The following is a 25,778-nucleotide window of genomic DNA, read 5'->3' as shown; positions in this document are numbered from 1 at the left end:
CATGCCGAAGCCTCGCTTCGGCTGAAGGAAACACGCCACGCCTGGCGCGCCGCGTTTTTCTGTTTCAGGCTCAGCCGCGCTCGCGCAGCAGACGGCCCTTCTGGCGGTTCCAGTCGCGTTCCTTCTCGGTCTCGCGCTTGTCGTGCAGCTTCTTGCCCTTGGCGAGAGCCAGCTCGATCTTCGCCCGGCCGACATCGTTGAAGTAGACCTTCAGCGGCACGAGCGTCATGCCTTCCCGGTTGATAGCAACGCGCAGGCGATGGATCTCGCGCTTGGAGAGCAGCAGCTTGCGGCGGCGGCGGGTCTCGTGGTTGAAGCGGTTCGCCTGCAGGTATTCCGGCAGGTAGGAATTGATCAGCCAGATTTCGCCATCTTCGTCGGACGCATAGGATTCCGCGATATTCGCCTTGCCCTCACGCAGCGACTTGACCTCCGTGCCGGTCAGCACGAGGCCGGCCTCGTAGGTATCGATGATCTCGTAGTTGAAGCGGGCCTTGCGGTTCTCCGCCACAATCTTCTTGATCGTCGTGGGGCGTGCCTTCGTCGCCATGTCAGTTCAGCAGGCCGGCGTGGCGAAGCGCCGCGTCGATTGCCGCCTCCGTGGCCGGCTCGAGCGAAGAGAGCAGCGGCGAGCGAACGGTCCGGTTGAGGCCGCGGGTGCGGTTCAGCGCGTATTTCGCCCCGCACACGCCCGGCTCCATGAAGATAGCCTTGTGCAGCGGCATCAGCTTGTCCTGGTATTCCAGCGCCTTGGCGTAGTCGCCGGCAAGCGTCGCCTTCTGGAACTCGGCGCACAGGCGCGGAGCGACATTGGCGGTGACGGAAATGCAGCCGATGCCGCCATGGGCGTTGAAGCCGAGCGCCGTCGCATCCTCGCCCGAAAGCTGGACGAAGCCCTTGCCGCAGGCGATGCGCTGCTCGGAAACGCGCTCGATCTTGCCCGTCGCATCCTTGACGCCCATGATGGAAGGATGCGCCTTGTGCAGCGCGCCCATCGTCTCCGGCGTCATGTCGACCACGGAGCGGCCGGGGATGTTGTAGATGACGATCGGCAGCTTCACCGCCTCGGCAATCGCCGCGTAATGCGCGAAAAGCCCCTTCTGCGTCGGCTTGTTGTAATAGGGCGTCACGACGAGGATTGCGTCCGCGCCCGCCTTTTCGGCGTGCTGGGCAAGGTCGATCGCTTCCTTCGTGTTGTTGGAGCCGGCGCCGGCGATGACCGGAACGCGGCCGGCGGCAACCTCGATGCACAGTTCAACCACCCGTTTGTGCTCGTCATGCGACAGCGTCGGCGATTCGCCGGTGGTGCCGACCGGAACGAGGCCGTGGCTGCCTTCGCCGATCTGCCACTCCACATGCGCGGCGAAGGCTTCTTCGTCGACAGTGCCGGCATTCGTGAAGGGGGTGACGAGAGCGGGAATGGATCCCTTGAACATCGAGAACTCCTGAGGCCGAAGCCGCCCTGCGGCTTACATGCTTTGGCCGTATTCCGTGGTTAAAAAGCTGCCGCACAATAATCATGTGACCGTCATGCGGCAAGCCGCGCGGCAGGCGTTTTTCATGCATGATCGCGGCGGAAATGGTGCGGGCGGACGAATATTCGCCCTGCCCGGTCCGTCGCTTCCGCAGCGCCCGCCTTCACGGCTTCGTGACGGCTGCGGTTAAGGTTTCGTTAAGGCAACAAAGGGTTAATCATTGTCGATATTCGGGCGGAAAGGGACGAACGGACACGCCGCCCGCCGGCAGGTATCCGGGATGTAGCATGATCTCGAGAAACAGTTTCATCCTTTGCGCCTTGTTGCTGGCCGGTGTGGCCGGCCTTGCCCTGCGCCCCTCCTCCGTCGAGGCGGAGAACGCCGCGACGCCCGCGATAAAACCGCTCGGCTTTGCCGCCGACATGCCGTCGAAGGATTTCATCACAAGCGCCATTCCGCGCGCGGACAGCATGCAGCCGGTAAGCGCGGACCTGCGCGAGGGTCTCGACGCGCTCTCCAACCGCGATGCCGCCACCGCCATCGCCGCCCGCGACCGCCTGCCCGCCAACAGCCTCGACCGCCATATCCTGACCTGGGCGATCGCCGTTTCCGGGCAGCGCGGCGTTCCCTCCTGGGAAATCGCGAATGCCCAGCGCGAGCTGAAGGGCTGGCCCGGCCTCACCGCGCTGCGCACCCATTCCGAACGGGCGCTCGCCCGGGAAAACCCGCCCACGGCCGATGTTCTCGCCGCCTTCGGCACGACACGGCCGGAGACGGCCGAGGGCGCCATCGTGCTCTGCCGCGCGCTGATCGCGACGGGCAATCCGGCGCGCGCCACGGAAATCCTGCAATCCTTCTGGCGCAAGGAAACGCTTTCGCCCGATCTCGAAAGCCAGATTCTCGATGAATTCGGCACGCTGCTTACCACCGACGACCACAAGGCGCGCATGGACATGCTGCTCTACCGCGACCGCAAGGAGCAGGCGCAGCGTTTCGGCGACCTCGGCAAGGCGCAGTCGCTTTACCGCGCCTGGGCGGCCGTTCTCGGCAAGCAAAAAACGGCGGGCGACCTCATCAAGGCGGTGGATGCCCGCTGGCACCAGGATCCGGCCTATACGTATCTGCGCATCCGCAACCTGCGGAACAAGGAAGAGTATCGCGCGGCAGCAAAACTGTTCGACGCCATGCCGGAGGAGCCGGCGCGCCTCGTCAACCCGGGCGCATGGTGGAACGAGCAGCGCATCGTCAGCCGCGGCCTTGCCGATCTCGGCGACTATCGCGACGCCTATCGTGTCGCCGCCCATCACGGCGCGGACGATCCGGCCGATATCGTGGAGGCGGAGTTTCATGCCGGCTGGTATGCGCTGCGCGATCTCGGCGAGCCGAAGACCGCCGCAAAGCACTTCCGGCGCATCCTGCAAGCCTCCGACCGCCCACTCTCCGTTTCCCGCGCCTGGTACTGGCTCGGCCGCGCGGCCGAAAAAGGCGGACCGGGCGAAGCGAAGGACTATTTCGCCAAGGCGGCCAATTTCCCCGGCACCTTCTACGGCCAGCTTGCCGGCGCGCGGCTTGGCCGCAAGGCGCTGAACGTCGCATATCCGACACCGACGGCTGAAGAACGGGCACGCTTCCATCAGCGCGAGGCCGTGCAGGCCATCGCCCGCCTGCAGGCCGCCGGCCACGGCTGGCGCGGCGACAGTCTCTATCGCGCGCTCGCCGGCGACCTGATGAGCCCGGGCGAGCTTGCCCTTCTTGCCGCGCAGGCGGAAAAGGAGGGCAATCACCAGCTTTCCCTGCAGATCGGCAAGATCGCCTTCGGGCGCGGCATCGACGTGGCGGCGCTCGCCTTCCCCATCGGCGTCATTCCGGACGGCGCCAACATTTCCGGCTCCGGCAAGGCGCTTGCCTATGCCATCGCCCGGCAGGAAAGCGCCTTCAACCCCGCCGCCGTCTCGCCGGCCAATGCACGCGGCCTGCTGCAGCTCATGCCGGGCACGGCGGAAGGCGTGGCCAAGCGCTACGGCCTTGCCTATTCGAAGGAACGGCTGACGACGGACGCCGCCTATAACGCCACGCTCGGCGCGCATTATCTCGGCGAGCAGATCAGCGATTTCGGCGGCTCCTACGTTCTCACCTTCATCGCCTACAATGCCGGCCCCCGCCGCGTGCCGCAATGGATCGCCCGTTATGGCGACCCGCGCGGCAAGCCCATCGACGAGGTCGTCGACTGGATCGAGCGCATCCCCTTCTCCGAGACCCGCGGCTATGTGCAGCGCGTCATGGAGAACTATCAGGTCTACAAGACCCGGCTCGGCCAGAAGGCCGATATCGTGCACGACCTGAGCGTGGGGCGGTAGTCGACGCCGACGGCCTGCGCTGTCTGTCTCGCCGACAAGCCCCCTCCAGAAGGGCCCCGCTTCTCCTCGAAGCGCAAAGACGCTCCAACGCTTTGTTTTTTCGTCTTTCCGCGCGGAAAACCGCTACGCGCTTTCGCTGGAAATACTCTAGTCTGGCCGCAAACCAGATACGGGGCGCCAGCACATGACACATTCCACCAGCCGCTTCATCACCGCTCAGGACGGGCTGCGGCTTCACGCACGGGACTATGCACCAGCCGGCGGCGGGAACGATCGCCGCCCCCTCGTCTGTCTGCCGGGCCTCAGCCGGAACGGACGGGATTTCCATCGCTTCGCCCTGCTGGTGTCACAGGATCCCGTCTCGCCTCGCCGCGTCGTCAGCCTCGACTATCGCGGGCGCGGCCTTTCCGCCTATGACGAGAACCCGGCCAACTACAATGTGCCGATGGAATGCGGCGACGTCATCGCCACCTGCGCGGCGCTCGGCATCGATGAGGCGCTTTTCGTCGGCACATCGCGCGGCGGGCTGATCCTGCACGTCATGGCAGCCCTGCGGCCGGATCTCATCACCGCCGCCGTCCTCAATGATATCGGCCCCGAAATCGAGGCTGCCGGTCTCAAAGAGATTCGCGATTATCTGGCGAAACGCTCCTTCCCGGCCAGCTTCACGGACGCCGCCGATACGCTGGAAGCCATTCATGGCCCGACATTCCCCGCGCTGGCACGGGCCGACTGGCTCGAAATGGCCGAAGCCATCTATCGGGAGAAGGACGGCCAGCTCGTCGCTGACCATGATTCGAAGCTGGTGGATCAACTGCAGGCCATCGATTTCAGCAAGCCGCTGCCGACGCTCTGGCCGCAATTCGAGCTTCTCGCCCGCAAGCCCCTGCTCGCAGTGCGGGGCGAACATTCCCGGGTGTTCTCGAAGGAGACGCTGGCGCGCATGGCGGCGCATGGCTCGAACGTGGAAACGACGACCGCAAAAGGCCAGGGCCACGCCCCCCTCCTTCACCATCCCGAGCTGTTCTCCAGGATAAAGGCGTTCCTGGGCCACCTCTAGCGGCTCATTCCATTCGTAAGACCCCAAATAAGGGAAGCCTGTCACGTCAGGCATTCACCGCTGGCCATGATCAAATCGCCAAAAACGAAAAACCCGCAGCCTCGAAGAGACTGCGGGTCAATCTTTAGCTCAACTTCAGGTTAGAAGTTGCGCTGCAGACGAAGGAAGCCGCGGGTGAAGTCTTCGTCGGCTGCGCCCGAAACGTCAACGTTGTTGTAGTCAACCGTTGCGAGGAGGTCGAGACCTTCGACGACCTGGTAGCCGACGGTCAGACCAACGCGCCACATGTCAGCGTCGCTGTCGAAGCCGAGGTCACCGAAGTACTGAGCTGCCGGGGTGATCGTGAGCTTTTCCGTTGCCTTGAAGGCGTAGGAAGCAGCAACGGTCCACTCGGAAGCAACCCAGTAAGCGTTCGGGTCGGAAGCCCAGATGCCAGCGAGCTGGAAGGTGCCCGGGCCAACGTCAGCCGACAGGATAGCGCGGATTGCGCCTTCGTCAGCCCAACCGTCGTAACCGCCGAGAACGTCGAGGTTCACGCCACCGAGCGAGAAGCCAACCGTGGCGGCAACGCCAAGGTCATGATGGGTGCCCAGAAGCGGAAGCGTAACCGGAATGCCGCCGAGCGCATCCGTAACTTCGTCCTGGCTCCAACGACCCGAGAGTTCGTCGAGCGAGATGCCTGCACGCCAGGTGCCGCCATCGTAGGTGTAAGCGATGGAGTCGAAATTGGTCTCATTGCCAAGCGAATCGTTTTCGCCGTTGATGCCGCTATCCCACCAGCTGTAGAAACGACCGACCTTGAAGCCACCGAGTTCGATGAAGGCTTCGTCGATGAAGAAGCTGTTATCGGAACGGCCATAGTTTACACTGACGTCTTCAGTAAGGCCGATCGACCGATTCTTGCCGCCGGAAGCTGCTTCGATGTTTACGAAGCCGCGGAGCGTACCAAGTTCGGTGTCCGAACGTGCGTCGAGGTTGATGTCAACCAGCGTGTGAGCATCCCAATCCGAGCGATCGTTGTCCTTACCCTGGAACACGTCGCCGATTTCGTCGCGACCGAACGAGGTCTGGAAGCGAACGAAGCCGCCGATCTTGAGGCAGGTTTCGGTGCCCGGGATGTAGAAGAAGCCGGTGCCGAAGGCGTCGCAGACGCGAACGTATTCCATGGGTTCCGGTTCGGCAGCGACGATAGCGTCGGCGGCCTGTGCGCCGGAAACTGCTGCGAGAGCCGCAGCGGAGCCGATGAGAAGGCTCTTGATGTTCATTTCTGACCTCCAGTCAAAAAGTTTCAAACGGGTCTGGGTTTTTTGCTGAAGGACAGCGTTCCCTGCCCCATCCCCAAGTTCAGGAAGCGGACGATCAACCGCCCCTGCTTCCGAAGCTGAAAATACAAGACGCGCCCCGGTAAGCAATCTCCAAACTGAAACAGGACGGGATTTGTGGCAGCCTTCGCCCAGCGCTGTTGCGCAAAGGACACAAAATGGCCGGGCAGATTGCTAAAAGTTTATAGATCATTAACAAAAAGCCTTATGAAGCGGGCACTTAGCTTAGCCCATCCGTTCATTCCCCTTGCCACAAACCCGGCAGGAACGGGGCAAAACCGGTTCTTGACGGGGGAGAGCGGGCCTTTTTTCGGACTGTGGCCTCATCCCTCTCCCCCATGAAACGGTGTCGGCCGCGAGAATCGCCGCCCTCGCCCGGCTTGCGATTCGACACCGAGTCGCAGCAGTGGCCTCACGCTGAAGAGGAGGCTCATCTCGAATCCTGGCCTGCGCGACGATAGCCGCGGCCCGCGATCGTCTTCCCTTCTCCCCGGGAAGAGGAGGAAACGTGCCGTGATTGGTCGGCGCGCGCTTCTCCCATGTCGAGACCGCCCCCCGACCTCACCTTATATATATAGAGTGTGTCCGCCAGAAGTTGATCACCAGCGCGCGAAACGCACGTCCGGCCGTTTTTGACTGGAGGTCAGAAATGAACATCAAGAGCCTTCTCATCGGCTCCGCTGCGGCTCTCGCAGCAGTTTCCGGCGCACAGGCCGCCGACGCTATCGTCGCTGCCGAACCGGAACCCATGGAATACGTTCGCGTCTGCGACGCCTTCGGCACCGGCTTCTTCTACATCCCGGGCACCGAAACCTGCCTCAAGATCGGCGGCTTCGTTCGCTTCCAGACCTCGTTCGGTCGCGACGAAATCGGCGACGTGTTCCAGGGTAAGGACAACGATCGCTCGGATTGGGATGCTCACACGCTGGTTGACATCAACCTCGACGCACGTTCGGACACCGAACTTGGTACGCTCCGCGGCTTCGTAAACATCGAAGCAGCTTCCGGCGGCAAGAATCGGTCGATCGGCCTTACTGAAGACGTCAGTGTAAACTATGGCCGTTCCGATAACAGCTTCTTCATCGACGAAGCCTTCATCGAACTCGGTGGCTTCAAGGTCGGTCGTTTCTACAGCTGGTGGGATAGCGGCATCAACGGCGAAAACGATTCGCTTGGCAATGAGACCAATTTCGACTCCATCGCTTACACCTACGATGGCGGCACCTGGCGTGCAGGCATCTCGCTCGACGAACTCTCGGGTCGTTGGAGCCAGGACGAAGTTACGGATGCGCTCGGCGGCATTCCGGTTACGCTTCCGCTTCTGGGCACCCATCATGACCTTGGCGTTGCCGCCACGGTTGGCTTCTCGCTCGGTGGCGTGAACCTCGACGTTCTCGGCGGTTACGACGGTTGGGCTGACGAAGGCGCAATCCGCGCTATCCTGTCGGCTGACGTTGGCCCGGGCACCTTCCAGCTCGCTGGCATCTGGGCTTCCGACCCGAACGCTTACTGGGTTGCTTCCGAGTGGACCGTTGCTGCTTCCTACGCCTTCAAGGCAACGGAAAAGCTCACGATCACCCCGGCAGCTCAGTACTTCGGTGACCTCGGCTTCGACAGCGACGCTGACATGTGGCGCGTTGGTCTGACCGTCGGCTACCAGGTCGTCGAAGGTCTCGACCTCCTCGCAACGGTTGACTACAACAACGTTGACGTTTCGGGCGCAGCCGACGAAGACTTCACCCGCGGCTTCCTTCGTCTGCAGCGCAACTTCTAACCTGAAGTTGAGCTAAAGATTGACCCGCAGTCTCTTCGAGGCTGCGGGTTTTTCGTTTCTACCCCCTCTTTATAAGGAGGGAATCGATAGCACTTTCGTAACCCTTAGATGCAACCAATACGCGATTATCCTGCACGCAGAAGGGGTTAGCATGGGGCAAACCATTCGATTGGCTGGGACATACAGCCTGAAGTACAATTTTCAGGACGATATGCAGCGAGGCTTCGCCCGGCGCACACGCCTCGACCTTCTGCTGAACCGTTACGTCGACATCCTCTGGGAACCGGGTTCTCACAAATACAATGTGACATCCTTTATCGGCGAACTCGATGAGATTCTGCTCGGCGCGGAGTTTTCTGCGTTCACCGATGCGATGATGGACACGCTGGTCGCCGGCCTGCGTCAGCGCGGCAACAGTAATGCCACGATCAACCGGAAGATGGCCGCGCTGAGCAAGCTCCTGCGCAAGGCCTACAAGATGGGCGATATCCGCAGCTTGCCTGAGTTCAAGCGCCTCAAGGAGAAGGCGGGGCGTGTCCGCTTTCTGGAACCGGAGGAGGAAGCGCGGCTTTTCGCAGCCATTTCGGAGAAATCCGACCTCTACGGCCGGTTCTGTGTCTTCCTTATCGATACCGGCGCGCGGCTCGGCGAGGGCATCGGCCTTCGCTGGCAGGACATACAGGGCGAGCGCGTCACCTTCTGGCTGACGAAGAGCGGCAAGAGCCGCTCCGTCCCTCTCACCGAGCGGGCATCTGCCGCGATCCAGGCTTGCGAGAAGCGAAAGCGCGGGCCGTTCGCAAACATCGTCCAGGCGCAGTTCCGGGCTGCCTGGAATGAGGCGAAGCAGGAAGTCGGGCTGGGGACGGAACCGGACGTCGTTCCGCACATCCTGCGTCACACCTGCGCCTCCCGGCTCGTCCAGGGCGGCATCGACATCCGGCGCGTCCAGACCTGGCTTGGCCATCAAACGCTGCAGATGACCATGCGCTATGCGCATCTGGCCTCCGGCGACCTCGACATCTGCGTGCCGATCCTCGAGCGCGCGGCGCGCAGCACGGCGAAGTAGCCCCCCTCGCCCGAGAATCATCCAGCCCGAAAGGCCGCGGTACGCCGATCGGGAAATGAGGCAAGCCACGCGCCGCCTCATTCCGCTCTCCCGAAAGGCCTGACAGTGATCGGAACGAAGCAGGACCAAATCTTGCAGAAACGTTACGGAAACACGCCGGGAACCTGGCCTTTGCGGGCGCCGCCTCCCCTTTTCTTCATCCCGGGACAAGCTTTAAAATCTTCGCCGGAAAATCGAAAAAAGCCTTGCAATCCCGGCCCATGCCGCATACTGAAACCGCGAGCGGAGAGGTGGCCGAGTGGTCGAAGGCGCTCCCCTGCTAAGGGAGTATACCGGAAACGGTATCGAGGGTTCGAATCCCTTCTTCTCCGCCAGTTCAGCCTCCGAGTGAGCGCCGCCCCCCAAAAAAATGCAGTTCCGTTTCGATCCCGGCTGTGCCCGTGCGCAGCTTCGGCGGCGAATACTTGAGGCGCTTGTGATTCATATCAAACCGGTGCGCTGGTTCTGCGGGTAAAAATCGACCGCGGAGGCTGAGACAATGGCGCGACGCAGGATTCTCATCATCGACGGACACCCCGACGCCGATCCGGCGCGTTTCGTGCATGTGCAGGCGTCGGCCTATGCCGAGGGCGGGGCTGGGCATGACATTCAAACCGTGCGGATCGCCGATCTCGATTTTCCGGTTCTCCGCGATCCCAAGGCCTGGATGGAACAGCCTGCGCCCGCGTCCATTGCGGCCGCGCAAAAGCAGATCGAGTGGGCCGAACACCTTGTCATCCTCTATCCCCTCTGGCTCGGCGACATGCCGGCGCTGCTCAAGGCTTTTCTCGAACAGGTGCTGCGGCCGGGTTTCGCGTTCCGCTATGGAAGCGGCATGATGGCCGACAAGCTGCTGACCGGCCGCTCCGCGCGTGTGATCGTCACCATGGGGATGCCGCGAGCGGTCTATGAGCTGTTCTTCCTTGCGCACAGCGTCAGGAGTTTCGAACGCAATATCCTCAAATTCGTTGGCGTCTCGCCGGTCCGGCGAACCATCATCGGCTCCGTGGAGGCCGGCGACAAACATCGCCGGCGCTGGCTGGAGACGGTCGCAGCGCTGGGGGCAGCGGGCGCGTAGCCGCCCGCGTTGCCCGGCTCCAGCCCGCCATGCGCCCCGCCGGGCGGCAGCATGAGCGGGATGGCCCGGTCAGGTGCGGGCGGCGAGACGGTCTATGGCGTTTTGGGTCGAGGCGCCGAAGTCTCCGTCGATGGGGCCGTCGTAGTAGCCGCGGGACTTCAGGAGCTGCTGGAATTCCTTGCGGAACTGCGGCGTAAAGTTTGCCGGCGCGCCCTTGAGTTCCTGCAGCTTGGCCTGATCGCCGCCCTCGATGCTGGCGGCGGCCCAGCGGGCGGCCTCCCGGGCGTTGGCGCGGGTGCCAAGGCCCTGATCGTAGAGGCGCGAGAGATTGCCCATGGCGTAGGTGTTGCCGCCATTGGCCGCCTTCTCATACCAGTCGCGGGCCTGCGCATAGTCCTGCTTCACGCCGTTGCCGGCATCGTAAAGCCAGCCGATGGAGGCCATCGAATAGTAGTCGTTCTGCGCGGCGGCCATCTCGTACCATTTGCGCGCCTCGACATAATCGACCGCGACGCCGAGGCCGGACTGGTAGGCGTAGCCGACCGAGGACATGGCGTTGACGTCGCCGCCCTCCGCGCCCTTCTTGTACCATTCGAGCGAGAGATTGTAGTCGCGCGTCGTGCCCAGACCCTCGCGGTAGAACCAGCCCATCGTGGCCTGGCCGTTGGCATAGCCCTGCTCGGCCGCCTTGCTGTACCACTTGAAGGCCTCGCCATAGTCCTTGCGCGTGCCGTTATAGCCCTCACGATAGAGCCAGCCGAGCGAGGCCTGCGCATAGGCGTTGCCGGCATTGGAGGCCTGCTCGAACATGCGGGTGCCCTTGGCCATGTCGACCGCACCGTCCGTGCCATAGATCGAATACCAGGCAAGGTTCGTCAGGGCGTAGAGGTTCCCCTCGTCGGCCGCCTTCTGGTAGTTTTCGCGCGCCTTCGGATAGTTGCGCGCGGCGTCGTGGGCACGGCCCAGCATGTTGCGGATCGAATTGTCCGACGGATTGGCGGCGAGCGCCGCTTCGCAAACGGGGATCGCGCGACCGTAGTCGATCTGCGCGAAGAGCTTGCCGACGAAGCCCGGGCGCACATTCGGTTCGCCCGCAAGCTCGTAGCATTGCTCGGTGTCCGAACCGCTGAGGACGACCGCCGACTGGCCGGCGGTGCTGGTCGTCGTCGACAGCGATGCACTGTCGTTACGGCCAGTGGCGAGCTTGTCGAGCGCCGCCAGCGTCGCCGCGCCGAACTCGCCATCCGACGTGCCGCTGTAATAGCCGCGCTCGCGCAGGAGATTCTGCATTTCCTGACGGAAGGCGACGGTGAAGTTGCCGGGGGTGTCCTTCAGCTCCTTCAGCTTGGTGGGGTCGCCGCTCTCGATGCTGGCGGCGGCCCAGCGGACAGCCTCCTTCGCATCGGCCGGCGTGCCGAGGCCCTGATCGTAGAGACGGGAGAGATTGCCCATGGCATAGGCGCTGCCGGCATTGGCGGCCTTCTCATACCAGTAGCGAGCCTCCACATAGTCCTGCTTCACGCCGTTGCCGACATCATAGAGCCAGGCGAGCGAGGCCATGGAATAGGAATCGCCGATATTGGCGGCCTTCTCGTACCAGACCTTCGCTTCCGCATAATCCTGCGGCGTGCCGAGGCCATTCTGGTAGGCCCAGCCGAGCGACGACATGGCGTTGGCGTCGCCGGCATCGGCCGCCTTGCGATACCAGGCGAGCGACTGGACGTAATCCTGCGAGACGCCGAGGCCTTCGCGGTAGAACCAGCCCATCGTCGCCATGGCATTGGCATAGCCCTGGTTGGCCGACTGCTGATACCACTTCACCGCCTCGTTATAGTCCTGGCGCGTGCCGCCGTAGCCTTCGCGGTAGATCCAGCCGAGCGAGGCCTGGGCATAGGAATTGCCGGCGGTGGCGCCCTTCTCGAACATCGACAGGCCCTTCGGCACATCGACGGGACCGTCCGTGCCGTAGATCGAGAACCAGGCAAGGTTGGTGAGCGCATACATATTGCCCAGCTCGATCGCCTTCTCATAGGTGCGGCGGGCTTCGACATAGTTGCGGTCGGCATCGTAGGCGCGGCCGAGCAGGTTCACGAGCATGCCGTCGGACGGGTTCTCGTTGACGGCCTGCGCGCAGGCGGTGAGCGCCCGCTTGGCGTCGATCTTCAGGAAGTTGACGCCCATGAAGCCGGGCAGCGACTGCGGCTCGCCGGCCAGAAGGAAGCAATCGCGCGAGGCGGCCGTTTCCTTGGAGGCGACATCGACGCTGAGCCCCTTCTTCGGCTCCAGCGCGGCGATGAGATGTTCGGCATCGCTGCGGTGCCGGCTGTCGGGATAGCGCTCGATGAAGCGCTGGAGGGCGGCCGCGTCGGTCGATTCCTTCAGGGCCTCCCAGGCGATGCCCGCCGCGTCCTGGCCCTCCTTCTCAGTGGCTTCCTTGAGGCTGGCGAGCTTCTTTTCCGCCAGCATCTTGTAGACGGGGTCCTTGCCGTGCTTGGCGATGAAGGCGTTGATCAAGTCCTCGTCCGCAAGGTCGCGGATGTTCTGCCAATCGGCCGCCGCCTCGGACTGGCCGTTCGGCGAGACCTCCTGCGTGTTGCCGCTGTTGGTGATGTTGATGTTCACTTCCTTGATGTTCAGGAAGATCTGCGCGCCGCCGAGCGAACCGTAGACGAAGGGTTCCTGCTCGCGGTTGGTGGCTTCCACCACCTCGTCGCGCACCTTGCCGAGCGCGATGCGCACATCGAGGCCCGGTTCCGTCAGGTATTTCGAGAGCGCGGTGGCGAAGGGGCTGTTCTTCCCCTCCCCGTCCAGCGCCACCGTGCCGGCCTTGGAGGCGAAGGCGATCAGCGTGTCGGCCGATTCCGGCTCGACGCGGGCAAGGCCGCGCGTCACGGCGCGGGTGCCGATGGAACGCGCCATCGACTGGGCGAAGGGATTATTGCGGCAGGCGTCGAGAATGAAGAGCTTCAGCTTCTTCGCACCCTCCAGCGAGCGCTGCACGCGGTCGATGGCGACGCTTTCGTCCTCGACGTCGCGGTCGCTCTTCAGCGCCGCATCGACGGGAATGAGGTAATTGACCCCGTTCATCTCCATGGCATGGCCGGAATAGTAGACGACGGCCATTTCCGCATCCACCGCCTCGTCCTCGAATTCGCGCAGCGCCTTGACCATGGCGCCGCGGTCGAGATCGAACACGGTCTTGACGCTGTCGAAACCCGCCTCCTCGAACGAGGCGCGCATCAGCTCCACGTCGTTCGCAGGATTGTTGAGCTGGGCCGTCTCTTCGTATTTCTGGTTGCCGATCAGCAGCGCAACGCGTTTCGCCTCAGCGATGCCCGCGTTGAACACAACGACAGCGACAGACACGAAGAAGACCGGCGCCCAGCGCTTCTGCATTCGTTTGAACATGCCCTACCCTCCGGCATTCTTGCCGAGAGTATTACGTATGGGATGGGTCGTTTCAATGCGCGGCCCGCCGGATTTTTTTTGCCGGCCATGCGCCCCGATGCGCAAAAGATCTGGAACCGAAACTATCTTTTCCCGAAATTTGGAATATTCATTTCGCCACACGCCGCCGCAAAAGGGAGAAGAGGGCATGGACAGCAGCGAAGCGGCCCCGCCGCGCGGCCCCCGCGATTTCGACAGCCTGCGCAGCGTGATCATCGAGCGCAAGGAAACGATGCCGAAGCGGCTGGCGCAGGTGGCGGCCTATGCGCTTTCCAATCCCGACGAGATGGCTTTCGGCACCGCGGCGAGCATTGCGGCGGCGGCCGATGTGCAGCCTTCCACGCTGGTGCGCCTTGCCCATCACCTCGGCTATGAGGGCTTTTCCGATCTCCAGAGCGTTTTCCGCGCCCGGCTGCGGGATCGCACGCTTTCCTATGAGGAACGCCTGCTTTCGCTGGAGGCGGGGCCGGCGGCCAACAGCGACACGGAGCTGCTGAACGGCTTCCTTGCGGCGGCCAGCCAGTCCGTCGCGCGGCTCGCCAGTGCTATCGACGGCGAGGCCTTCTCGAAATCCGTCGACCTGCTCGCCCGCGCGGAGACCATCTATCTCGTCGCCAAGCGCCGCGCCTATCCGCTCACCGCGCATATCGCCTACGCCTTCGGCAAGCTCGGCATCCGCCACCAGATCATCGCCTCACCGAACGGCATCGATGCCGAGATCGCGCAGTTCGCGACGGACAAGGACGCCGTGATCGCCGCAAGCTTCGCGCCCTATGCCGCCGAAAGCCTGGCGCAGGCGCAGGCGCTTGCCGGACGCGGCGTGCCGGTCGTCGCCATCACCGATTCGGTCTTCTCTCCTCTCGCCGCCTGCGCCACCCACTGGATCGAGGTCGCCGAGGCCGACTATGCCGGCTTCCGCTCTCTCTCCGCCTCCATGGCGCTCGCCATGGCCCTGCCCGTCGCCATAGCGGAGCGACGCCGCAGCCTGAAGCGCACAGGCAAAACGGAATGAACATTCCGAATTGACAGAATAATGGAATTCATGTTTCATTTTTCCGCCATGACGCCGCGCGACCGGGAGGAAGACATGCCCCATACCGACCAGATGAAGACGCTCGACGTCATCACCATCGGCCGCTCGTCCGTCGATCTCTATGGCCAGCAGCTCGGCACGCGGCTGGAAGACACGGCCTCCTTCGCCAAATCGGTCGGCGGCTGCCCGGCCAATATCGCCATCGGCACCGCGCGCCTCGGCCTCAAATCCGCGCTCATCACCCGCGTCGGCGATGAGCAGATGGGCCGTTTCATCCGCGAGCAATCGGCCCGCGAAGGCGTGAATGTCGAGGGCATCGGGACCGACAGGGAGCGGTTGACCGCGCTGGTGCTGCTCGCCATAGAATCCGAGGGCGTCTCGCCGATGATCTTCGTGCGTACGGATTGCGCGGACATGGCGCTCGACGAAAGCGACGTGGACGAGGCTTTCGTGCGCTCCTCGCGCGCCGTGCTCGTCTCCGGTACGCATTTCTCCCGCCCCAATACCGAGGCCGCGCAGCGCAAGGCGATCCGCATCGCCAAGGAGAGCGGCGGCAAGGTGATCTTCGACATCGACTACCGCCCGAACCTCTGGGGCCTTGCCGGCCATGCCGAAGGGTTCGAGCGCTATGTTAAGTCCGATCGTGTCTCCGCCATTATGAAATCCGTGCTGCCGGATTGCGACCTCATCGTCGGTACCGAGGAGGAGATCATGATCGCCTCCGGCGCGGACGATGTACTCTCCTCGCTGAAGGCGATCCGCGCGGTCTCCTCCGCCACCATCGTCCTGAAACGCGGCGCGATGGGCTGCATCGTCTATGACGGGCCGATCTCCGACGATCTGGAGGATGGCGTGGTCGGTCAGGGCTTTCCCATCGAGGTCTATAATGTGCTCGGCGCGGGGGATGCCTTCCTATCCGGCTTCCTGCGCGGCTGGCTGAAGGGCGAGGACCATGCGACCTCCGCCACCTGGGCCAATGCCTGCGGCGCGTTCGCCGTCTCGCGCCTGCTCTGCTCGCCGGAATATCCGAGCTGGGAGGAGCTGCAATTCTTCCTGAAGAACGGTAGCAGGCACCGGGCGCTGCGCAGGGACGAGGCGATCAACCACATCCACTGGGCGACGAACCGCAAGCAGGGCGACATTCCTCTGCTGATGGCGCTCGCCTGCGACCATCGCATGCAGCTTGTCGACGTCGCGGACGAACTCGGCGTGCCGCATGAGCGGATTGCGCAGTTCAAGCGCCTCACCGTGGAAGCGGCCGCGCGTGTCGCCGAGGGGCGGCCGGGCTATGGCATGCTGATCGACGAGCGCTTCGGCCGCGACGCCTTCTTCGACGCCGCGACAAAGAATTTCTCCTGGCTCGGACGGCCGGTCGAATTGCCGGGCTCCAAACCGCTGCGGTTCGAATTCAGCCAGGATATCGGCTCGCAGCTCGTCGAATGGTCGCTCGACCATTGTATCAAATGCCTGTGCTTCTATCACCCGGACGACCCGGCCGCGCTCAAGCAGGAGCAGCAGGAGAAGCTGCGCACGCTTTTCGAGGCCGCGCGCCGCGTGGGACGCGAACTGCTGGTCGAGATCATCGCCGGCAAGAACGGGCCGCTGAAGGACGAGACGATCTCGACGGCGTTGCAGGAACTCTACGACCTCGGCATCAAGCCGGACTGGTGGAAGCTGGAGCCGCAAGCCTCGCCCGAAGCGTGGCGGAACATCGAGGCGGTGATCGCGAAAAACGATGCCTGGTGCCGTGGTATCGTGCTGCTCGGCCTCGAAGCGCCGGCGGAGGAACTGGTCAAAGCCTTCGAGGCGACGAAGGTGGCCCCGGCGGTCAAGGGTTTTGCCGTCGGCCGCACGATCTTTGCCGATGCGGCGCGGGCGTGGATGGCCGGCCGGATGGACGACGAGGCGGCCATCGCCGACATGGCCGGCCGCTTCCGCACACTCACCGATGCATGGCTCAAGACGCGCGGGCTTTAAAGAAAGACATTTGGGAGGAAGACGATGGGCAAGACGATCCGGCTGACGATGGCGCAGGCCGTCGCGCATTTCCTGAAGGCGCAGATGACCGTCGTGGACGGCAGGAAGGTGCCGATCTTCGCGGGTGTCTGGGCCATTTTCGGCCATGGCAACGTCGCGGGCATGGGCGAGGCACTCTATCAGGTGCGCGGGGAGCTGCCGACGCTGCGCGCCCATAACGAACAGGGCATGGCCCATGCCGCCATCGCCTTCGCCAAGGCGAGTTTTCGCCAGCGCGTCATGGCCTGCACGACCTCCATCGGCCCCGGCGCGCTCAACATGGTGACGGCGGCGGGCGTCGCGCATGTCAATCGCCTGCCCGTCCTGTTCCTGCCCGGCGATGTCTTCGCCAACCGCATTCCCGACCCGGTCCTCCAGCAGATCGAGGATTTCGGCGACGGCACCGTTTCCGTCAACGACGCCTTCCGCTGCGTCTCACGCTATTTCGACCGCATCACCCGTCCCGAGCAGATCATCCCGGCGCTGAAACGCGCCATGCAGGTGCTGACCGATCCCGTCGACTGCGGCCCGGTGACGCTTTCGCTCTGCCAGGATGTGCAGGCCGAGGCCTATGACTATCCGGCGAGCCTCTTTGCGGAGAAGGTCTGGACGCAGCGCCGCCCGCGCCCGGACAGCGGCGAGCTTGCCGCCGCCATCGAGACGCTGCGCAAGGCAGAAAAGCCGCTGATCATCGCCGGCGGCGGCGTGCTCTATTCGCAGGCGACCGCCGAGCTGAAGGCCTTTGCCGGCCTGCATGGCATTCCGGTCGCCGTCACGCAGGCCGGCAAGTCGGCGCTGCCGGACGACCATCCGCTCTGCATGGGCTCCATCGGCGTTACCGGCACCTCGGCCGCCAATGCCTTTGCCGAGGAAGCGGATGTCATCCTCGCCGTCGGCACACGCATGCAGGATTTCACCACCGGCTCCTGGGCGCTCTTCAAGCATGACGGACTGAAGATGATCGGCCTCAACACGGTGGCCTTCGACGCGGCGAAACACGACAGCCAGCCGCTCGTCGCCGATGCCCGCGAGGCCCTGACGCTGCTTTCCGAAGCGCTCGGCGGCTGGAAGGCCCCCGCCTCGATGGAGGCTGCGGCCAAGGCCCGCAAGACGGCGTGGATGGCGGCGGCGAACAGCGCGACCGCGCCCACAAATGCCGCCCTTCCCTCCGATGCGCAGGTCATCGGCGCGGTTCAGCGCACCATTGGCGGTGAGAATTCCGTGCTCGTCTGCGCAGCCGGCGGGCTTCCGGGCGAATTGCACAAGCTTTGGCAGGCCCGCAAGCCGGGCGGCTACCACATGGAATACGGCTTTTCCTGCATGGGCTACGAGATCGCCGGGGCGCTCGGCGTCAAGCTGGCGCGGCCGGAGGCGGATGTCGTCGTCATGGTCGGCGACGGCTCCTACATGATGATGAATTCCGAGCTTTCGACCTCGATCATGCTGGGCAGGAAGCTCACCGTCGTCGTGCTCGACAATCGTGGCTACGGTTGCATCAACCGCCTGCAGATGGGCACCGGCGGCGCGAACTTCAACAACCTGCTCAAGGACGCGATGATCGAGGCCATGCCGGATATCGATTTCCGGGCGCATGCCGAAAGCATGGGGGCCGTCGCCGTCAAGGTCTCCTCCATTGCGGATCTCGAAACGGCGATCCAGCAAAGTAAGGGCAACGACCGCACCTCGGTCATCGTCATCGACACCGACCCGCTGGTCACCACGCAGGAGGGCGGCCACTGGTGGGACGTCGCCGTGCCGGAGGTCAGCCCGCGCGCCGAGGTCAACAAGGCGCGCGAGGCCTATGTGAAGGCACGCTCGGCGCAGAGCCTCGGCTAAGGACCGATAATCGTATCGGAAGGCGAGCGCCTTCCCAAGGAGACCCAGATGAAAGCCAAACTCGGCATGTCGCCCATCGCCTGGTGGAACGACGACCTTCCCGAACTCAGCGACGACGTCTCGCTCGAGGAGTGCCTTCGCCAGTCGCGCAGCGCGGGCTTTACCGGCATGGAACAGGGCCGCCGCTTCCCGGGCACCCCTGAGGAGATGCTGCCGTTCCTGCGCGCGGCTGACGTGACGCTGTGCGGCGGCTGGTTCTCCGGTACGCTGGTGAACGAGGAGCTTGCGGCCAACAAGGACCGCATCGCGCCGATGATCGAACTCTTCAAGGCCGTCGATGCGCCCTGCATTGTCTATGGCGAGGTCGGCCGGTCCATCCAGGGCGACCGCGCAAAACCGCTCGCCACCAAGCCGCGCCTTTCCGACGACGAGATGAAGGCCTATGGCCGGACGCTGACGGAATTCGGCGAATGGTGCGCCGAACAGGGCATGCCCCTCTCCTATCACCACCACATGGCCGCCGTGGTGGAGACCGAGCCGGAGCTGGACGCCTTCATGAAGGCCTCGGGCGAAGGCATTCCGCTGCTGCTCGATGCCGGGCACCTCGCCTTTGCCGGCGGCGACGTGCTGCGCGCCATCGACAACCACCATGCCCGCATCAACCATGTGCATGTGAAGGACATCCGCCGCACCGTGGTCGACGGCCTCGACCGCAGCCGGCAATCCTTCCTCGACGCCGTGGCGCTCGGCGCCTTCACCGTGCCGGGCGACGGCTCGCTGGATTTCGGCGCCATCGTGCAGCGCTTCGCGGATTACGGCTACGAGGGCTGGTTCGTCGTGGAGGCCGAGCAGGATCCGCGCAAGGCCCCGCCGCAGAAGATGGCCGAGGTCGGCCATGCGGAATTGATGCGCGTGATGACAGCGGCGGGTTATACTGTCGAAACGCAAGGCTTTCCGAAAGGATAGGAGGTCCCCATGCCGAAACTCCTCGTCAAACCCGAAGGCAGGCACGGCCGCGTCAGCCATGTGACGCCGGAAAGCGCCGGCTGGACCTATGTCGGCTTCGATCTCCACCGCATGAAGCCGGGCGAGATCGTCGCGACGGAAACGGGAAGCCGCGAGGTCTGCCTCGTGTGGATTTCCGGCAAGGGCAAGGCGACGGCGGGCGGCGAGGATTTCGGTGTTCTCGGCGAACGCATGTCCCCCTTCGAGGGCGCGCCACACGCGCTTTATGTTCCGGCCAATGCCAACTGGTCGGTGACCGCGGAAACCGAACTGGAACTTGCCGTCTGCTCGGCCCCCGGCGGCGGCGGTTACCGGGCGAAGGCCATTGCGCCGGGCACGCATCCGAAACTGTCGCGCGGCAAGGGATCGAATGTCCGCCATGTCCATAACATTATGCCGGAGGACGACAATTCGGCCCATTCGCTGCTGGTGGTGGAGGTGATCACCCCGAGCGGCAACACCTCCTCCTACCCCTCGCACAAGCACGACCGGGACGACCTGCCGAACGAAAGCCTGCTGGAGGAGACCTATTACCACCGCCTCAACCCGCCGCAGGGTTTCGCCTTCCAGCGCGTCTATACGGACGACCGCTCACTCGACGAGGCAATGGCGGTGGAGGACGGCGACGTGACGCTGGTGCCGAAGGGCTATCACCCCTGTGCCACCATTCATGGCTACGACCTCTACTATCTCAATGTGATGGCGGGGCCGAAGCGGGTGTGGAAATTCCACAATGCCAAGGAGCATGAGTGGCTGCTGGGGTAAGCGGCTTCACCGCTTCCACTTCCGCCCCAGTCCCCAGGCTTTCGCAATCTCCAGCGTCGAGGAAAACCCTGCCTCCAGCATGAACGGCTCGGTGGACACCGCATAACCGCCGCCCTCGCCCCTCAGCACCGGCGTGCCATGCCCCATGCCGTCGATTTCGTGGAAGGTGACGAGGGGTTTACCGTCCTTGTCGGGCCAGATGCGGGTGCGCCGACCCTTCATGCGCTTTTCGACGAAGGCGTCCTTCGGCAGGCGGTAGAGGTCGCGCCATTGCTCGACGAGGGCGATGCCGTTGGAGAGGGAAACGGTATCGTCGGCCGTGCCGTGCCAGATCGAGATGGCCGGTTTGCGGGCGATGCGGGGGGAAACCGTGCGGACGAGATCGGACCATTCGCGGGCGGTGCGCTCGGGGGCCTCCCCCATGGCGTCGAAGGCGCGGGTGGCGTCACGGGCCGCGCCGAAGGGAAGGCCGGCGATGATCGCGCCACCGGCGAAGAGGTCCGGATAGTTCGCCAGCATGGCGGCGGTCATGGCTCCGCCGGCGGAAAGGCCGGTGATGAAGATGCGCTGTGGGTCGCTGCCGGCCTGTCCGGCGGTATGCGCCACCATCTGGCGGATCGACATCATCTCGCCGCGGTCGCGCGTCACCTCGCTCGGGCGGAACCAGGTGAAACAGAGGCGCGGGTTGTTCGTCTCGCGCTGCTGGGCATAGACGACGGCAAAGCCGCGCTCCTCGGCAAGCGAGGCCCAGCCGGCGGCACGGTCGTAGCTTTCGGCATCCTGCCGGCAGCCGTGCAGCACCAGAACCAGCGGCCGACCAGCGGGAAGACCCTCCGGAACATGCTCGAACATGCGCAGGCCGCCGGGATTGCTGCCGAAATCCGTGACCTCGACAAGGAGGGACGCCCCGGCGGGGCGGCGACGGGCGGCGGGAGCCTTGCGCTCGGGCGGGCGGTGGAAGGGCCAGAGCAGGTCGCCTAGCCGTATTTCGGTCGGCGCCAGCCGCTCGACCGATCTCTTGAAGCGGTCGCGCATGCTTGGCCTCTCTTTTTCGGAATTGCTCATTGTCAGGCTACATGCGCGTTGCGAAGGGCAGGAACAAGGCAAAAGGGCGAATTCCCACGATGGCCGCTCATTCTGCCGGCTCATGAGGGCATTCATAAATAGCCAAAGTGTTCGCGCCTCGCTTTCGTTCCCGCCCTTTCGGAGAACAGGAAGCTGATGTAGCACTTCTGCAACGACAAACCCGCGACAGGACGGAAACAATGAGCGAGCACCACAGCGCCACTCCCCAGCAGGCCCGCGCCAAGATGGCGCCCTTCGACTGGGCCGACCCCTTCCTCCTGGAGGATCAGCTTACCGACGAAGAGCGCATGATCCGCGATACGGCCCGCGCCTATTGCCAGGACAAGCTGGCCTCGCGTGTTACCGAAGCCAACCGCCATGAAGTCTTCCACCGCGAGATCATGAGCGAGATGGGCGAACTCGGCCTGCTCGGCCCGACCGTGCCGGAAGAATACGGCGGCGTCGGCGCCAACTACGTCTCCTACGGTCTCGTCGCCCGCGAAGTCGAGCGCGTCGATTCCGGCTACCGCTCGGCCATGTCCGTGCAGTCCTCGCTGGTCATGCACCCGATCTTCGCCTACGGCACGGAAGAGACCCGCAAGAAGTACCTGCCCAAGCTAGCCTCCGGCGAATGGGTCGGCTGCTTCGGTCTGACCGAGCCGGACCATGGCTCGGACCCCTCCTCCATGATCACCCGCGCCAAGAAGGTCGACGGCGGCTACCTGATCTCGGGCGCCAAGAACTGGATCACCAATTCGCCGATCGCCGACGTCGCCGTCGTCTGGGCCAAGTCCGACGCGCATGACGGCAAGATCAAGGGCTTCGTGCTGGAACGCGGCATGAAGGGCTTCGAGACGCCGAAGATCGAGGGCAAGTTCTCGCTGCGCGCCTCCGTCACCGGCATGATCATGATGCAGGACGTCTTCGTTCCCGAAGAAAACCTGCTGCCGGAAGTCGCCGGCCTTGCCGGCCCGTTCGGCTGCCTCAACCGCGCCCGCTACGGCATCGCGTGGGGTGCGATGGGCGCCGCCGAATTCTGCTGGCACGCCGCACGCCAGTACACGCTGGACCGCAAGCAGTTCGGCAAGCCGCTGGCCGCCACCCAGCTCATCCAGAAGAAGCTGGCCGACATGGAGACGGAAATCGCGCTCGGCCTGCAGGGCGCGCTGCGCCTCGGCCGCCTGTTCGACGAGCACCGCGCCCCGGCCGAGCTCATCTCGCTGATGAAGCGCAACAATTGCGGCAAGGCGCTCGATATCGCCCGCGTCTCGCGCGACATGCATGGCGGCAACGGCGTTTCCGACGAATACGGCGTCATCCGCCACGTCATGAACCTCGAAGCGGTCAACACCTACGAGGGCACGCACGACATCCACGCGCTGATCCTCGGCCGTGCGCAGACGGGCCTGCAGGCCTTCCAGTAAGCCATTCCGGCCTTCCCGGCTTCCAGCGGCCGCTCGCTAAAATGCGAGCGGCCGTTTTCACGTTTTATCCATCCCGTTTCGATACAGTTGAAACCCGGCAACAGAAGCGGGAGGGAACCATGCCCCTCGAAACCGTCCACGAGCAGCTTCACCTGCGCCACCCCAAGCGCAGCTTCGTTCAGTATCGCATCGACAAGCCCGGCTTCGTCACCCCGATCGGCCATCACCTCAGCACGGCGCAGCGTTACACCTGCCTCATCCGCAGCATTTCGAGCGCGGGCGCGGTGCTGTCGATCAACAAGACGCTGACGCTGCCGGAGAATTTCTACCTGGAAATTCATGGCGTGCGCGACGAGATTCCCTGCACGGAATTCAAGCGCGACGGCGAAGAGATGGTCGTGCGCTTCAACATGTTCCTCGATACGGACTTCCTGAACATGGTGCTCGGCCGCCAGACCGACGCGCAGGATGCCTGACGCCGCAAGAAAATCCGGCCCGTTAAACTTTTAGGAATTTGCTTCAACGAAACAAAATACTCGCCTGCGACACTCTGCCCATCTGTCGGACATGATGTCCCAAGCGGGAGTGTGGCAATGAGCATCGGTACCGACCAGCGGTCCGCCGCAGGACTTTACGAGCGTAAATGGGAACGCTTTGCCGTCAACCGGCAGGGCATGCTGATGACGGTAGGCTTCGACCTTGCCGCACCCAAGATGCGGAGCTGCAAGCTCATCGACATTTCGCGGGGCGGCGCGAGTTTCTTCGTCACCACGACCATCGGCCTGCCGCTTCACTATTACCTCTCCATCGTCGGCGTAGCCTCGCGCATCGGCTGCGCGGAGGTCTACCGCAACGACAGCCGCATCGGCGTACAGTTCATCAAGGAAATCGACGAGGAACTGCTGCATACCATCGTGCGCTCCGACTACTTCACGGGCGGCGTCAACGGCGGCCAGAAGAAGGACGACCGGCGTTACATGGTGGGCGTGGAAAAAGGCCGGCTCGGCTCGGCCGTCACCTGAACGTTTCGCCTTCCCGCTTTATTGGATAGGGTGCCCGCGGAAGATCGATTCCGCGGGCATTTTTCGCCCGGCGGGCGCTTCCCTCCCGTTCCACCCGTTTCCAGGCGCTTCCATGTCCGCATTCTCCCGTTTCACCGCCCTCGCCCAGACCCTGCCCTCCACGGTGCCCTTCGTCGGACCGGAGGCCATCGAGCGCAACCGCGGCCTTGCCGTGAAGGCGCGCATCGGGGCGAATGAAAGCGGCTTCGGCCCCGCGCCCTCCGTGCTGGAGGCAATGCGCGCGGCGGCGGAAACGACGTGGATGTACAGCGATCCGGAGAATTTCGAGCTGCGCGAGGCGCTTGCGCTCGCCCATGGCATTTCGCGCGACAATATCGCCATCGGCGGCGGCATCGACGGGCTGCTCGGCGAGATCGCGCGGCTTATCATCGAGCCGGGCACGCCGGTCGTCACCTCGCTCGGCGGCTATCCGACCTTCAACTACCATGTAAACGGTTTTGGCGGGCGGCTCGTCACCGTGCCCTATATCGGCGACAAGGAGGACCTGAGCGGCCTTCTCGACGCCGTGCGCCGCGAAAATGCGCCGCTCGTCTACTTCGCCAATCCGGACAATCCGATGGGAAGCTGGTGGGACGCCGACAGCGTCGTCTCCTTCGCGCGAGCGCTGCCGGAAACGACGCTGCTCATTCTCGACGAGGCCTATGGCGAGACCGCGCCGGCCGGGACCATTCCGGCGATCAGCGCGCTCATCGGCCAGCCGAACGTACTGCGCATGCGCACGTTCTCGAAGGCCTACGGGCTTGCCGGCGCGCGGGTCGGCTATGCGATCGGCACGCTCGGCAATGCTGAGGCTTTCGACAAGATCCGAAATCATTTCGGCATGGCCCGGGTTTCGGTTCAGGCGGCGCTCGCCGCGCTGAAGGACCAGGCCTATCTTGCGGACGTCATCGCCCGCATAGGCGCATCCCGCGAACGCATCTCGGGGATTGCGCGTTCCAACGGCCTGCTGCCGCTCGCATCCGCCACCAATTTCGTCACCGTCGATTGCGGCCGGGACGGTATTCGCGCCAAGGCCATCGTCGACGGATTGATGGAGCATGGCGTGTTCATCCGCATGCCGGGCATAGCCCCCCTCAACCGATGCATCCGCATCAGCGTCGGGCCGGAAAACGACATGGCGTTGCTGGAGGCAGCTTTGCCGGAGGTTTTGCGGGCAGTAGGCAGTAGGCAGTAGGCAGTAGGCAGTAGGGAAATATCCCATTCGCCCCTATTGGCTACTGCCTGTTGCCTAATTCCTCATCCCCTCAATGAACCGTCATCCATTCGCGGGCGGCGCGCAGCGCCATAGCGAGGTCGGTCTTCGTCATCGTCGCGGCGAGGTCGGCGCGCAGTTCTGCGGCGCGCTCACAACCTTTGATGGCGGCGATGTTGAGCCACTTGTGCGCCTGGACGACATCCACGTCGCAGCCGCGGCCCGTGGCATACATCAGGCCCATGTCGCAGAAGATTTCGGCGCGGTTCTCGCCGCCCATCATGGCGGCCGTTTCGGTGTTCTGAAAATCAAAGCGTGCCATTTCGATTGTCCCTGTCTGACGTGGTTTACTGCTTTAGTGTCCTGTTTTACCTGCCCTTTCGGGCCTCTTCAGGCGCCTGCCGTCTTCTGCGGCCTTGGTCTTCCTTCAGAGTTTTGCGGCGCGGTTTTCCGTGCTCGTCTTATGGCTCCACTATGCCGCCGGCCTTTCAAAATGCGCTTAAAATGCATGCTTAATTTGAAACGAACAAAATCCAAACGCTTGGTAAAATTGGATTTTCGTTAAACATCGCACCCCTTGGAAACCGCCGCATTCGCTTAAAAATTTACGGATTGTTCAACCGGCGATTTCAACCTTTCGCTAACCACGGCAAACGAGCGCGTTTTTCCGGCGTCTCAATTTTCGCCGGAAAACCGGCCATCCGGCATATTTACCTTTACGTGTGCGTAAGATATATTCCGG

At 63.7% G+C, this 25,778-nt stretch carries 20 protein-coding genes and 1 tRNA gene; 15 read left to right on the top strand and 6 right to left on the bottom strand.

Going from position 1 to position 25,778, the window contains the following annotated elements:
• Positions 1-70 precede the first annotated feature (70 nt).
• Both smpB and dapA read right to left on the bottom strand, forming a co-directional pair.
• Complete coding sequence (gene smpB, locus K8M09_RS04940) at positions 71-550, bottom strand: SsrA-binding protein SmpB (RefSeq protein ID WP_160784997.1); 480 nt, start codon at positions 548-550, stop codon at positions 71-73.
• A 1-nt stretch (position 551) separates the two neighbouring features.
• Positions 552-1,436 (bottom strand): 4-hydroxy-tetrahydrodipicolinate synthase, encoded by an 885-nt coding sequence (gene dapA, locus K8M09_RS04935; protein ID WP_160784998.1) that lies wholly within the window; start codon positions 1,434-1,436, stop codon positions 552-554.
• 326 nt (positions 1,437-1,762) lie between these two features.
• Between dapA and K8M09_RS04930 the strand changes: the two genes are divergently transcribed.
• Both K8M09_RS04930 and K8M09_RS04925 read left to right on the top strand, forming a co-directional pair.
• Positions 1,763-3,832 (top strand): lytic transglycosylase domain-containing protein, encoded by a 2,070-nt coding sequence (locus K8M09_RS04930; RefSeq protein WP_160784999.1) that lies wholly within the window; start codon positions 1,763-1,765, stop codon positions 3,830-3,832.
• A gap of 184 nt (positions 3,833-4,016) precedes the next feature.
• On the top strand, positions 4,017-4,892 hold the full coding sequence (locus K8M09_RS04925; RefSeq protein WP_160785000.1) for an alpha/beta fold hydrolase: 876 nt from the start codon (positions 4,017-4,019) through the stop codon (positions 4,890-4,892).
• A gap of 140 nt (positions 4,893-5,032) precedes the next feature.
• Here the strand turns inward: K8M09_RS04925 and K8M09_RS04920 are convergent, their stop codons facing one another.
• A complete protein-coding gene (locus K8M09_RS04920; RefSeq protein ID WP_160788275.1) occupies positions 5,033-6,157 on the bottom strand; it encodes a porin in 1,125 nt (374 codons plus the stop codon).
• 706 nt (positions 6,158-6,863) lie between these two features.
• Between K8M09_RS04920 and K8M09_RS04915 the strand changes: the two genes are divergently transcribed.
• The 4 genes from K8M09_RS04915 (at position 6,864) to K8M09_RS04900 (ending at position 10,171) form a co-directional block, all read left to right on the top strand.
• Positions 6,864-7,988 (top strand): porin, encoded by a 1,125-nt coding sequence (locus K8M09_RS04915; protein WP_160788275.1) that lies wholly within the window; start codon positions 6,864-6,866, stop codon positions 7,986-7,988.
• 151 nt (positions 7,989-8,139) lie between these two features.
• Complete coding sequence (locus tag K8M09_RS04910) at positions 8,140-9,054, top strand: tyrosine-type recombinase/integrase (RefSeq protein WP_160785704.1); 915 nt, start codon at positions 8,140-8,142, stop codon at positions 9,052-9,054.
• A 284-nt stretch (positions 9,055-9,338) separates the two neighbouring features.
• Positions 9,339-9,428, top strand: a tRNA-Ser gene (locus tag K8M09_RS04905).
• A gap of 164 nt (positions 9,429-9,592) precedes the next feature.
• Positions 9,593-10,171 carry an NAD(P)H-dependent oxidoreductase gene (locus tag K8M09_RS04900; RefSeq protein WP_160785671.1) on the top strand — a complete coding sequence of 193 codons (579 nt, stop codon included), beginning with the start codon at positions 9,593-9,595 and terminating at the stop codon, positions 10,169-10,171.
• A 69-nt stretch (positions 10,172-10,240) separates the two neighbouring features.
• Here K8M09_RS04900 and K8M09_RS04895 read toward each other — a convergent pair whose 3' ends face one another.
• On the bottom strand, positions 10,241-13,579 hold the full coding sequence (locus K8M09_RS04895; RefSeq protein WP_160785670.1) for a caspase family protein: 3,339 nt from the start codon (positions 13,577-13,579) through the stop codon (positions 10,241-10,243).
• A gap of 187 nt (positions 13,580-13,766) precedes the next feature.
• On the opposite strand from K8M09_RS04895, the gene K8M09_RS04890 reads away from it, so the two are divergent.
• The 5 genes from K8M09_RS04890 to iolB all read left to right on the top strand — a co-directional run bounded on the left by K8M09_RS04890 (position 13,767) and on the right by iolB (position 20,273).
• A complete protein-coding gene (locus K8M09_RS04890) occupies positions 13,767-14,630 on the top strand; it encodes a MurR/RpiR family transcriptional regulator (RefSeq protein WP_160785669.1) in 864 nt (287 codons plus the stop codon).
• Between the two features lie 75 nt (positions 14,631-14,705).
• Entirely contained in the window at positions 14,706-16,628 is a 1,923-nt protein-coding gene (locus K8M09_RS04885) for a bifunctional 5-dehydro-2-deoxygluconokinase/5-dehydro-2-deoxyphosphogluconate aldolase (RefSeq protein WP_160785703.1), read from the top strand.
• 24 nt (positions 16,629-16,652) lie between these two features.
• On the top strand, positions 16,653-18,503 hold the full coding sequence (iolD, locus tag K8M09_RS04880; RefSeq protein ID WP_160785668.1) for a 3D-(3,5/4)-trihydroxycyclohexane-1,2-dione acylhydrolase (decyclizing): 1,851 nt from the start codon (positions 16,653-16,655) through the stop codon (positions 18,501-18,503).
• Between the two features lie 48 nt (positions 18,504-18,551).
• Positions 18,552-19,469 carry a myo-inosose-2 dehydratase gene (gene iolE, locus K8M09_RS04875; RefSeq protein WP_160785667.1) on the top strand — a complete coding sequence of 306 codons (918 nt, stop codon included), beginning with the start codon at positions 18,552-18,554 and terminating at the stop codon, positions 19,467-19,469.
• A gap of 9 nt (positions 19,470-19,478) precedes the next feature.
• A complete protein-coding gene (gene iolB / locus K8M09_RS04870) occupies positions 19,479-20,273 on the top strand; it encodes a 5-deoxy-glucuronate isomerase (RefSeq protein WP_160785666.1) in 795 nt (264 codons plus the stop codon).
• Between the two features lie 6 nt (positions 20,274-20,279).
• Here the strand turns inward: iolB and K8M09_RS04865 are convergent, their stop codons facing one another.
• The gene (locus K8M09_RS04865; RefSeq protein ID WP_160785665.1) at positions 20,280-21,308 is read right to left on the bottom strand and encodes an extracellular catalytic domain type 1 short-chain-length polyhydroxyalkanoate depolymerase; all 1,029 of its coding nucleotides are present in this window, start codon (positions 21,306-21,308) and stop codon (positions 20,280-20,282) included.
• 230 nt (positions 21,309-21,538) lie between these two features.
• Between K8M09_RS04865 and K8M09_RS04860 the strand changes: the two genes are divergently transcribed.
• The 4 genes from K8M09_RS04860 (at position 21,539) to K8M09_RS04845 (ending at position 25,018) form a co-directional block, all read left to right on the top strand.
• Entirely contained in the window at positions 21,539-22,762 is a 1,224-nt protein-coding gene (locus K8M09_RS04860) for an acyl-CoA dehydrogenase (RefSeq protein WP_160785664.1), read from the top strand.
• Between the two features lie 119 nt (positions 22,763-22,881).
• A complete protein-coding gene (locus K8M09_RS04855; protein ID WP_160785663.1) occupies positions 22,882-23,238 on the top strand; it encodes a hypothetical protein in 357 nt (118 codons plus the stop codon).
• A gap of 117 nt (positions 23,239-23,355) precedes the next feature.
• Entirely contained in the window at positions 23,356-23,784 is a 429-nt protein-coding gene (locus K8M09_RS04850) for a PilZ domain-containing protein (RefSeq protein ID WP_206366659.1), read from the top strand.
• A gap of 112 nt (positions 23,785-23,896) precedes the next feature.
• A complete protein-coding gene (locus K8M09_RS04845) occupies positions 23,897-25,018 on the top strand; it encodes a pyridoxal phosphate-dependent aminotransferase (protein WP_160785662.1) in 1,122 nt (373 codons plus the stop codon).
• A gap of 70 nt (positions 25,019-25,088) precedes the next feature.
• Here the strand turns inward: K8M09_RS04845 and K8M09_RS04840 are convergent, their stop codons facing one another.
• The gene (locus K8M09_RS04840; RefSeq protein ID WP_160785661.1) at positions 25,089-25,358 is read right to left on the bottom strand and encodes an SEL1-like repeat protein; all 270 of its coding nucleotides are present in this window, start codon (positions 25,356-25,358) and stop codon (positions 25,089-25,091) included.
• Between the last annotated feature and the right edge of the window lie 420 nt (positions 25,359-25,778).

The sequence above is a fragment of the Shinella zoogloeoides genome (assembly GCF_020883495.1).
GTDB lineage: Bacteria > Pseudomonadota > Alphaproteobacteria > Rhizobiales > Rhizobiaceae > Shinella > Shinella zoogloeoides.
This window is presented reverse-complemented; position numbering and strand designations above follow the sequence as displayed.

What these genes read in the sequence shown, in the direction of transcription:
- smpB (WP_160784997.1), bottom strand. Translation starts at nt 550, where the DNA reads ATGGCGACGAAGGCACGCCCCACGACGATCAAGAAGATTGTGGCGGAG.
- dapA (WP_160784998.1), bottom strand. Translation starts at nt 1,436, where the DNA reads ATGTTCAAGGGATCCATTCCCGCTCTCGTCACCCCCTTCACGAATGCC.
- K8M09_RS04930 (WP_160784999.1), top strand. Translation starts at nt 1,763, where the DNA reads ATGATCTCGAGAAACAGTTTCATCCTTTGCGCCTTGTTGCTGGCCGGT.
- K8M09_RS04925 (WP_160785000.1), top strand. Translation starts at nt 4,017, where the DNA reads ATGACACATTCCACCAGCCGCTTCATCACCGCTCAGGACGGGCTGCGG.
- K8M09_RS04920 (WP_160788275.1), bottom strand. Translation starts at nt 6,157, where the DNA reads ATGAACATCAAGAGCCTTCTCATCGGCTCCGCTGCGGCTCTCGCAGCA.
- K8M09_RS04915 (WP_160788275.1), top strand. Translation starts at nt 6,864, where the DNA reads ATGAACATCAAGAGCCTTCTCATCGGCTCCGCTGCGGCTCTCGCAGCA.
- K8M09_RS04910 (WP_160785704.1), top strand. Translation starts at nt 8,140, where the DNA reads ATGGGGCAAACCATTCGATTGGCTGGGACATACAGCCTGAAGTACAAT.
- K8M09_RS04900 (WP_160785671.1), top strand. Translation starts at nt 9,593, where the DNA reads ATGGCGCGACGCAGGATTCTCATCATCGACGGACACCCCGACGCCGAT.
- K8M09_RS04895 (WP_160785670.1), bottom strand. Translation starts at nt 13,579, where the DNA reads ATGTTCAAACGAATGCAGAAGCGCTGGGCGCCGGTCTTCTTCGTGTCT.
- K8M09_RS04890 (WP_160785669.1), top strand. Translation starts at nt 13,767, where the DNA reads ATGGACAGCAGCGAAGCGGCCCCGCCGCGCGGCCCCCGCGATTTCGAC.
- K8M09_RS04885 (WP_160785703.1), top strand. Translation starts at nt 14,706, where the DNA reads ATGCCCCATACCGACCAGATGAAGACGCTCGACGTCATCACCATCGGC.
- iolD (WP_160785668.1), top strand. Translation starts at nt 16,653, where the DNA reads ATGGGCAAGACGATCCGGCTGACGATGGCGCAGGCCGTCGCGCATTTC.
- iolE (WP_160785667.1), top strand. Translation starts at nt 18,552, where the DNA reads ATGAAAGCCAAACTCGGCATGTCGCCCATCGCCTGGTGGAACGACGAC.
- iolB (WP_160785666.1), top strand. Translation starts at nt 19,479, where the DNA reads ATGCCGAAACTCCTCGTCAAACCCGAAGGCAGGCACGGCCGCGTCAGC.
- K8M09_RS04865 (WP_160785665.1), bottom strand. Translation starts at nt 21,308, where the DNA reads ATGCGCGACCGCTTCAAGAGATCGGTCGAGCGGCTGGCGCCGACCGAA.
- K8M09_RS04860 (WP_160785664.1), top strand. Translation starts at nt 21,539, where the DNA reads ATGAGCGAGCACCACAGCGCCACTCCCCAGCAGGCCCGCGCCAAGATG.
- K8M09_RS04855 (WP_160785663.1), top strand. Translation starts at nt 22,882, where the DNA reads ATGCCCCTCGAAACCGTCCACGAGCAGCTTCACCTGCGCCACCCCAAG.
- K8M09_RS04850 (WP_206366659.1), top strand. Translation starts at nt 23,356, where the DNA reads ATGAGCATCGGTACCGACCAGCGGTCCGCCGCAGGACTTTACGAGCGT.
- K8M09_RS04845 (WP_160785662.1), top strand. Translation starts at nt 23,897, where the DNA reads ATGTCCGCATTCTCCCGTTTCACCGCCCTCGCCCAGACCCTGCCCTCC.
- K8M09_RS04840 (WP_160785661.1), bottom strand. Translation starts at nt 25,358, where the DNA reads ATGGCACGCTTTGATTTTCAGAACACCGAAACGGCCGCCATGATGGGC.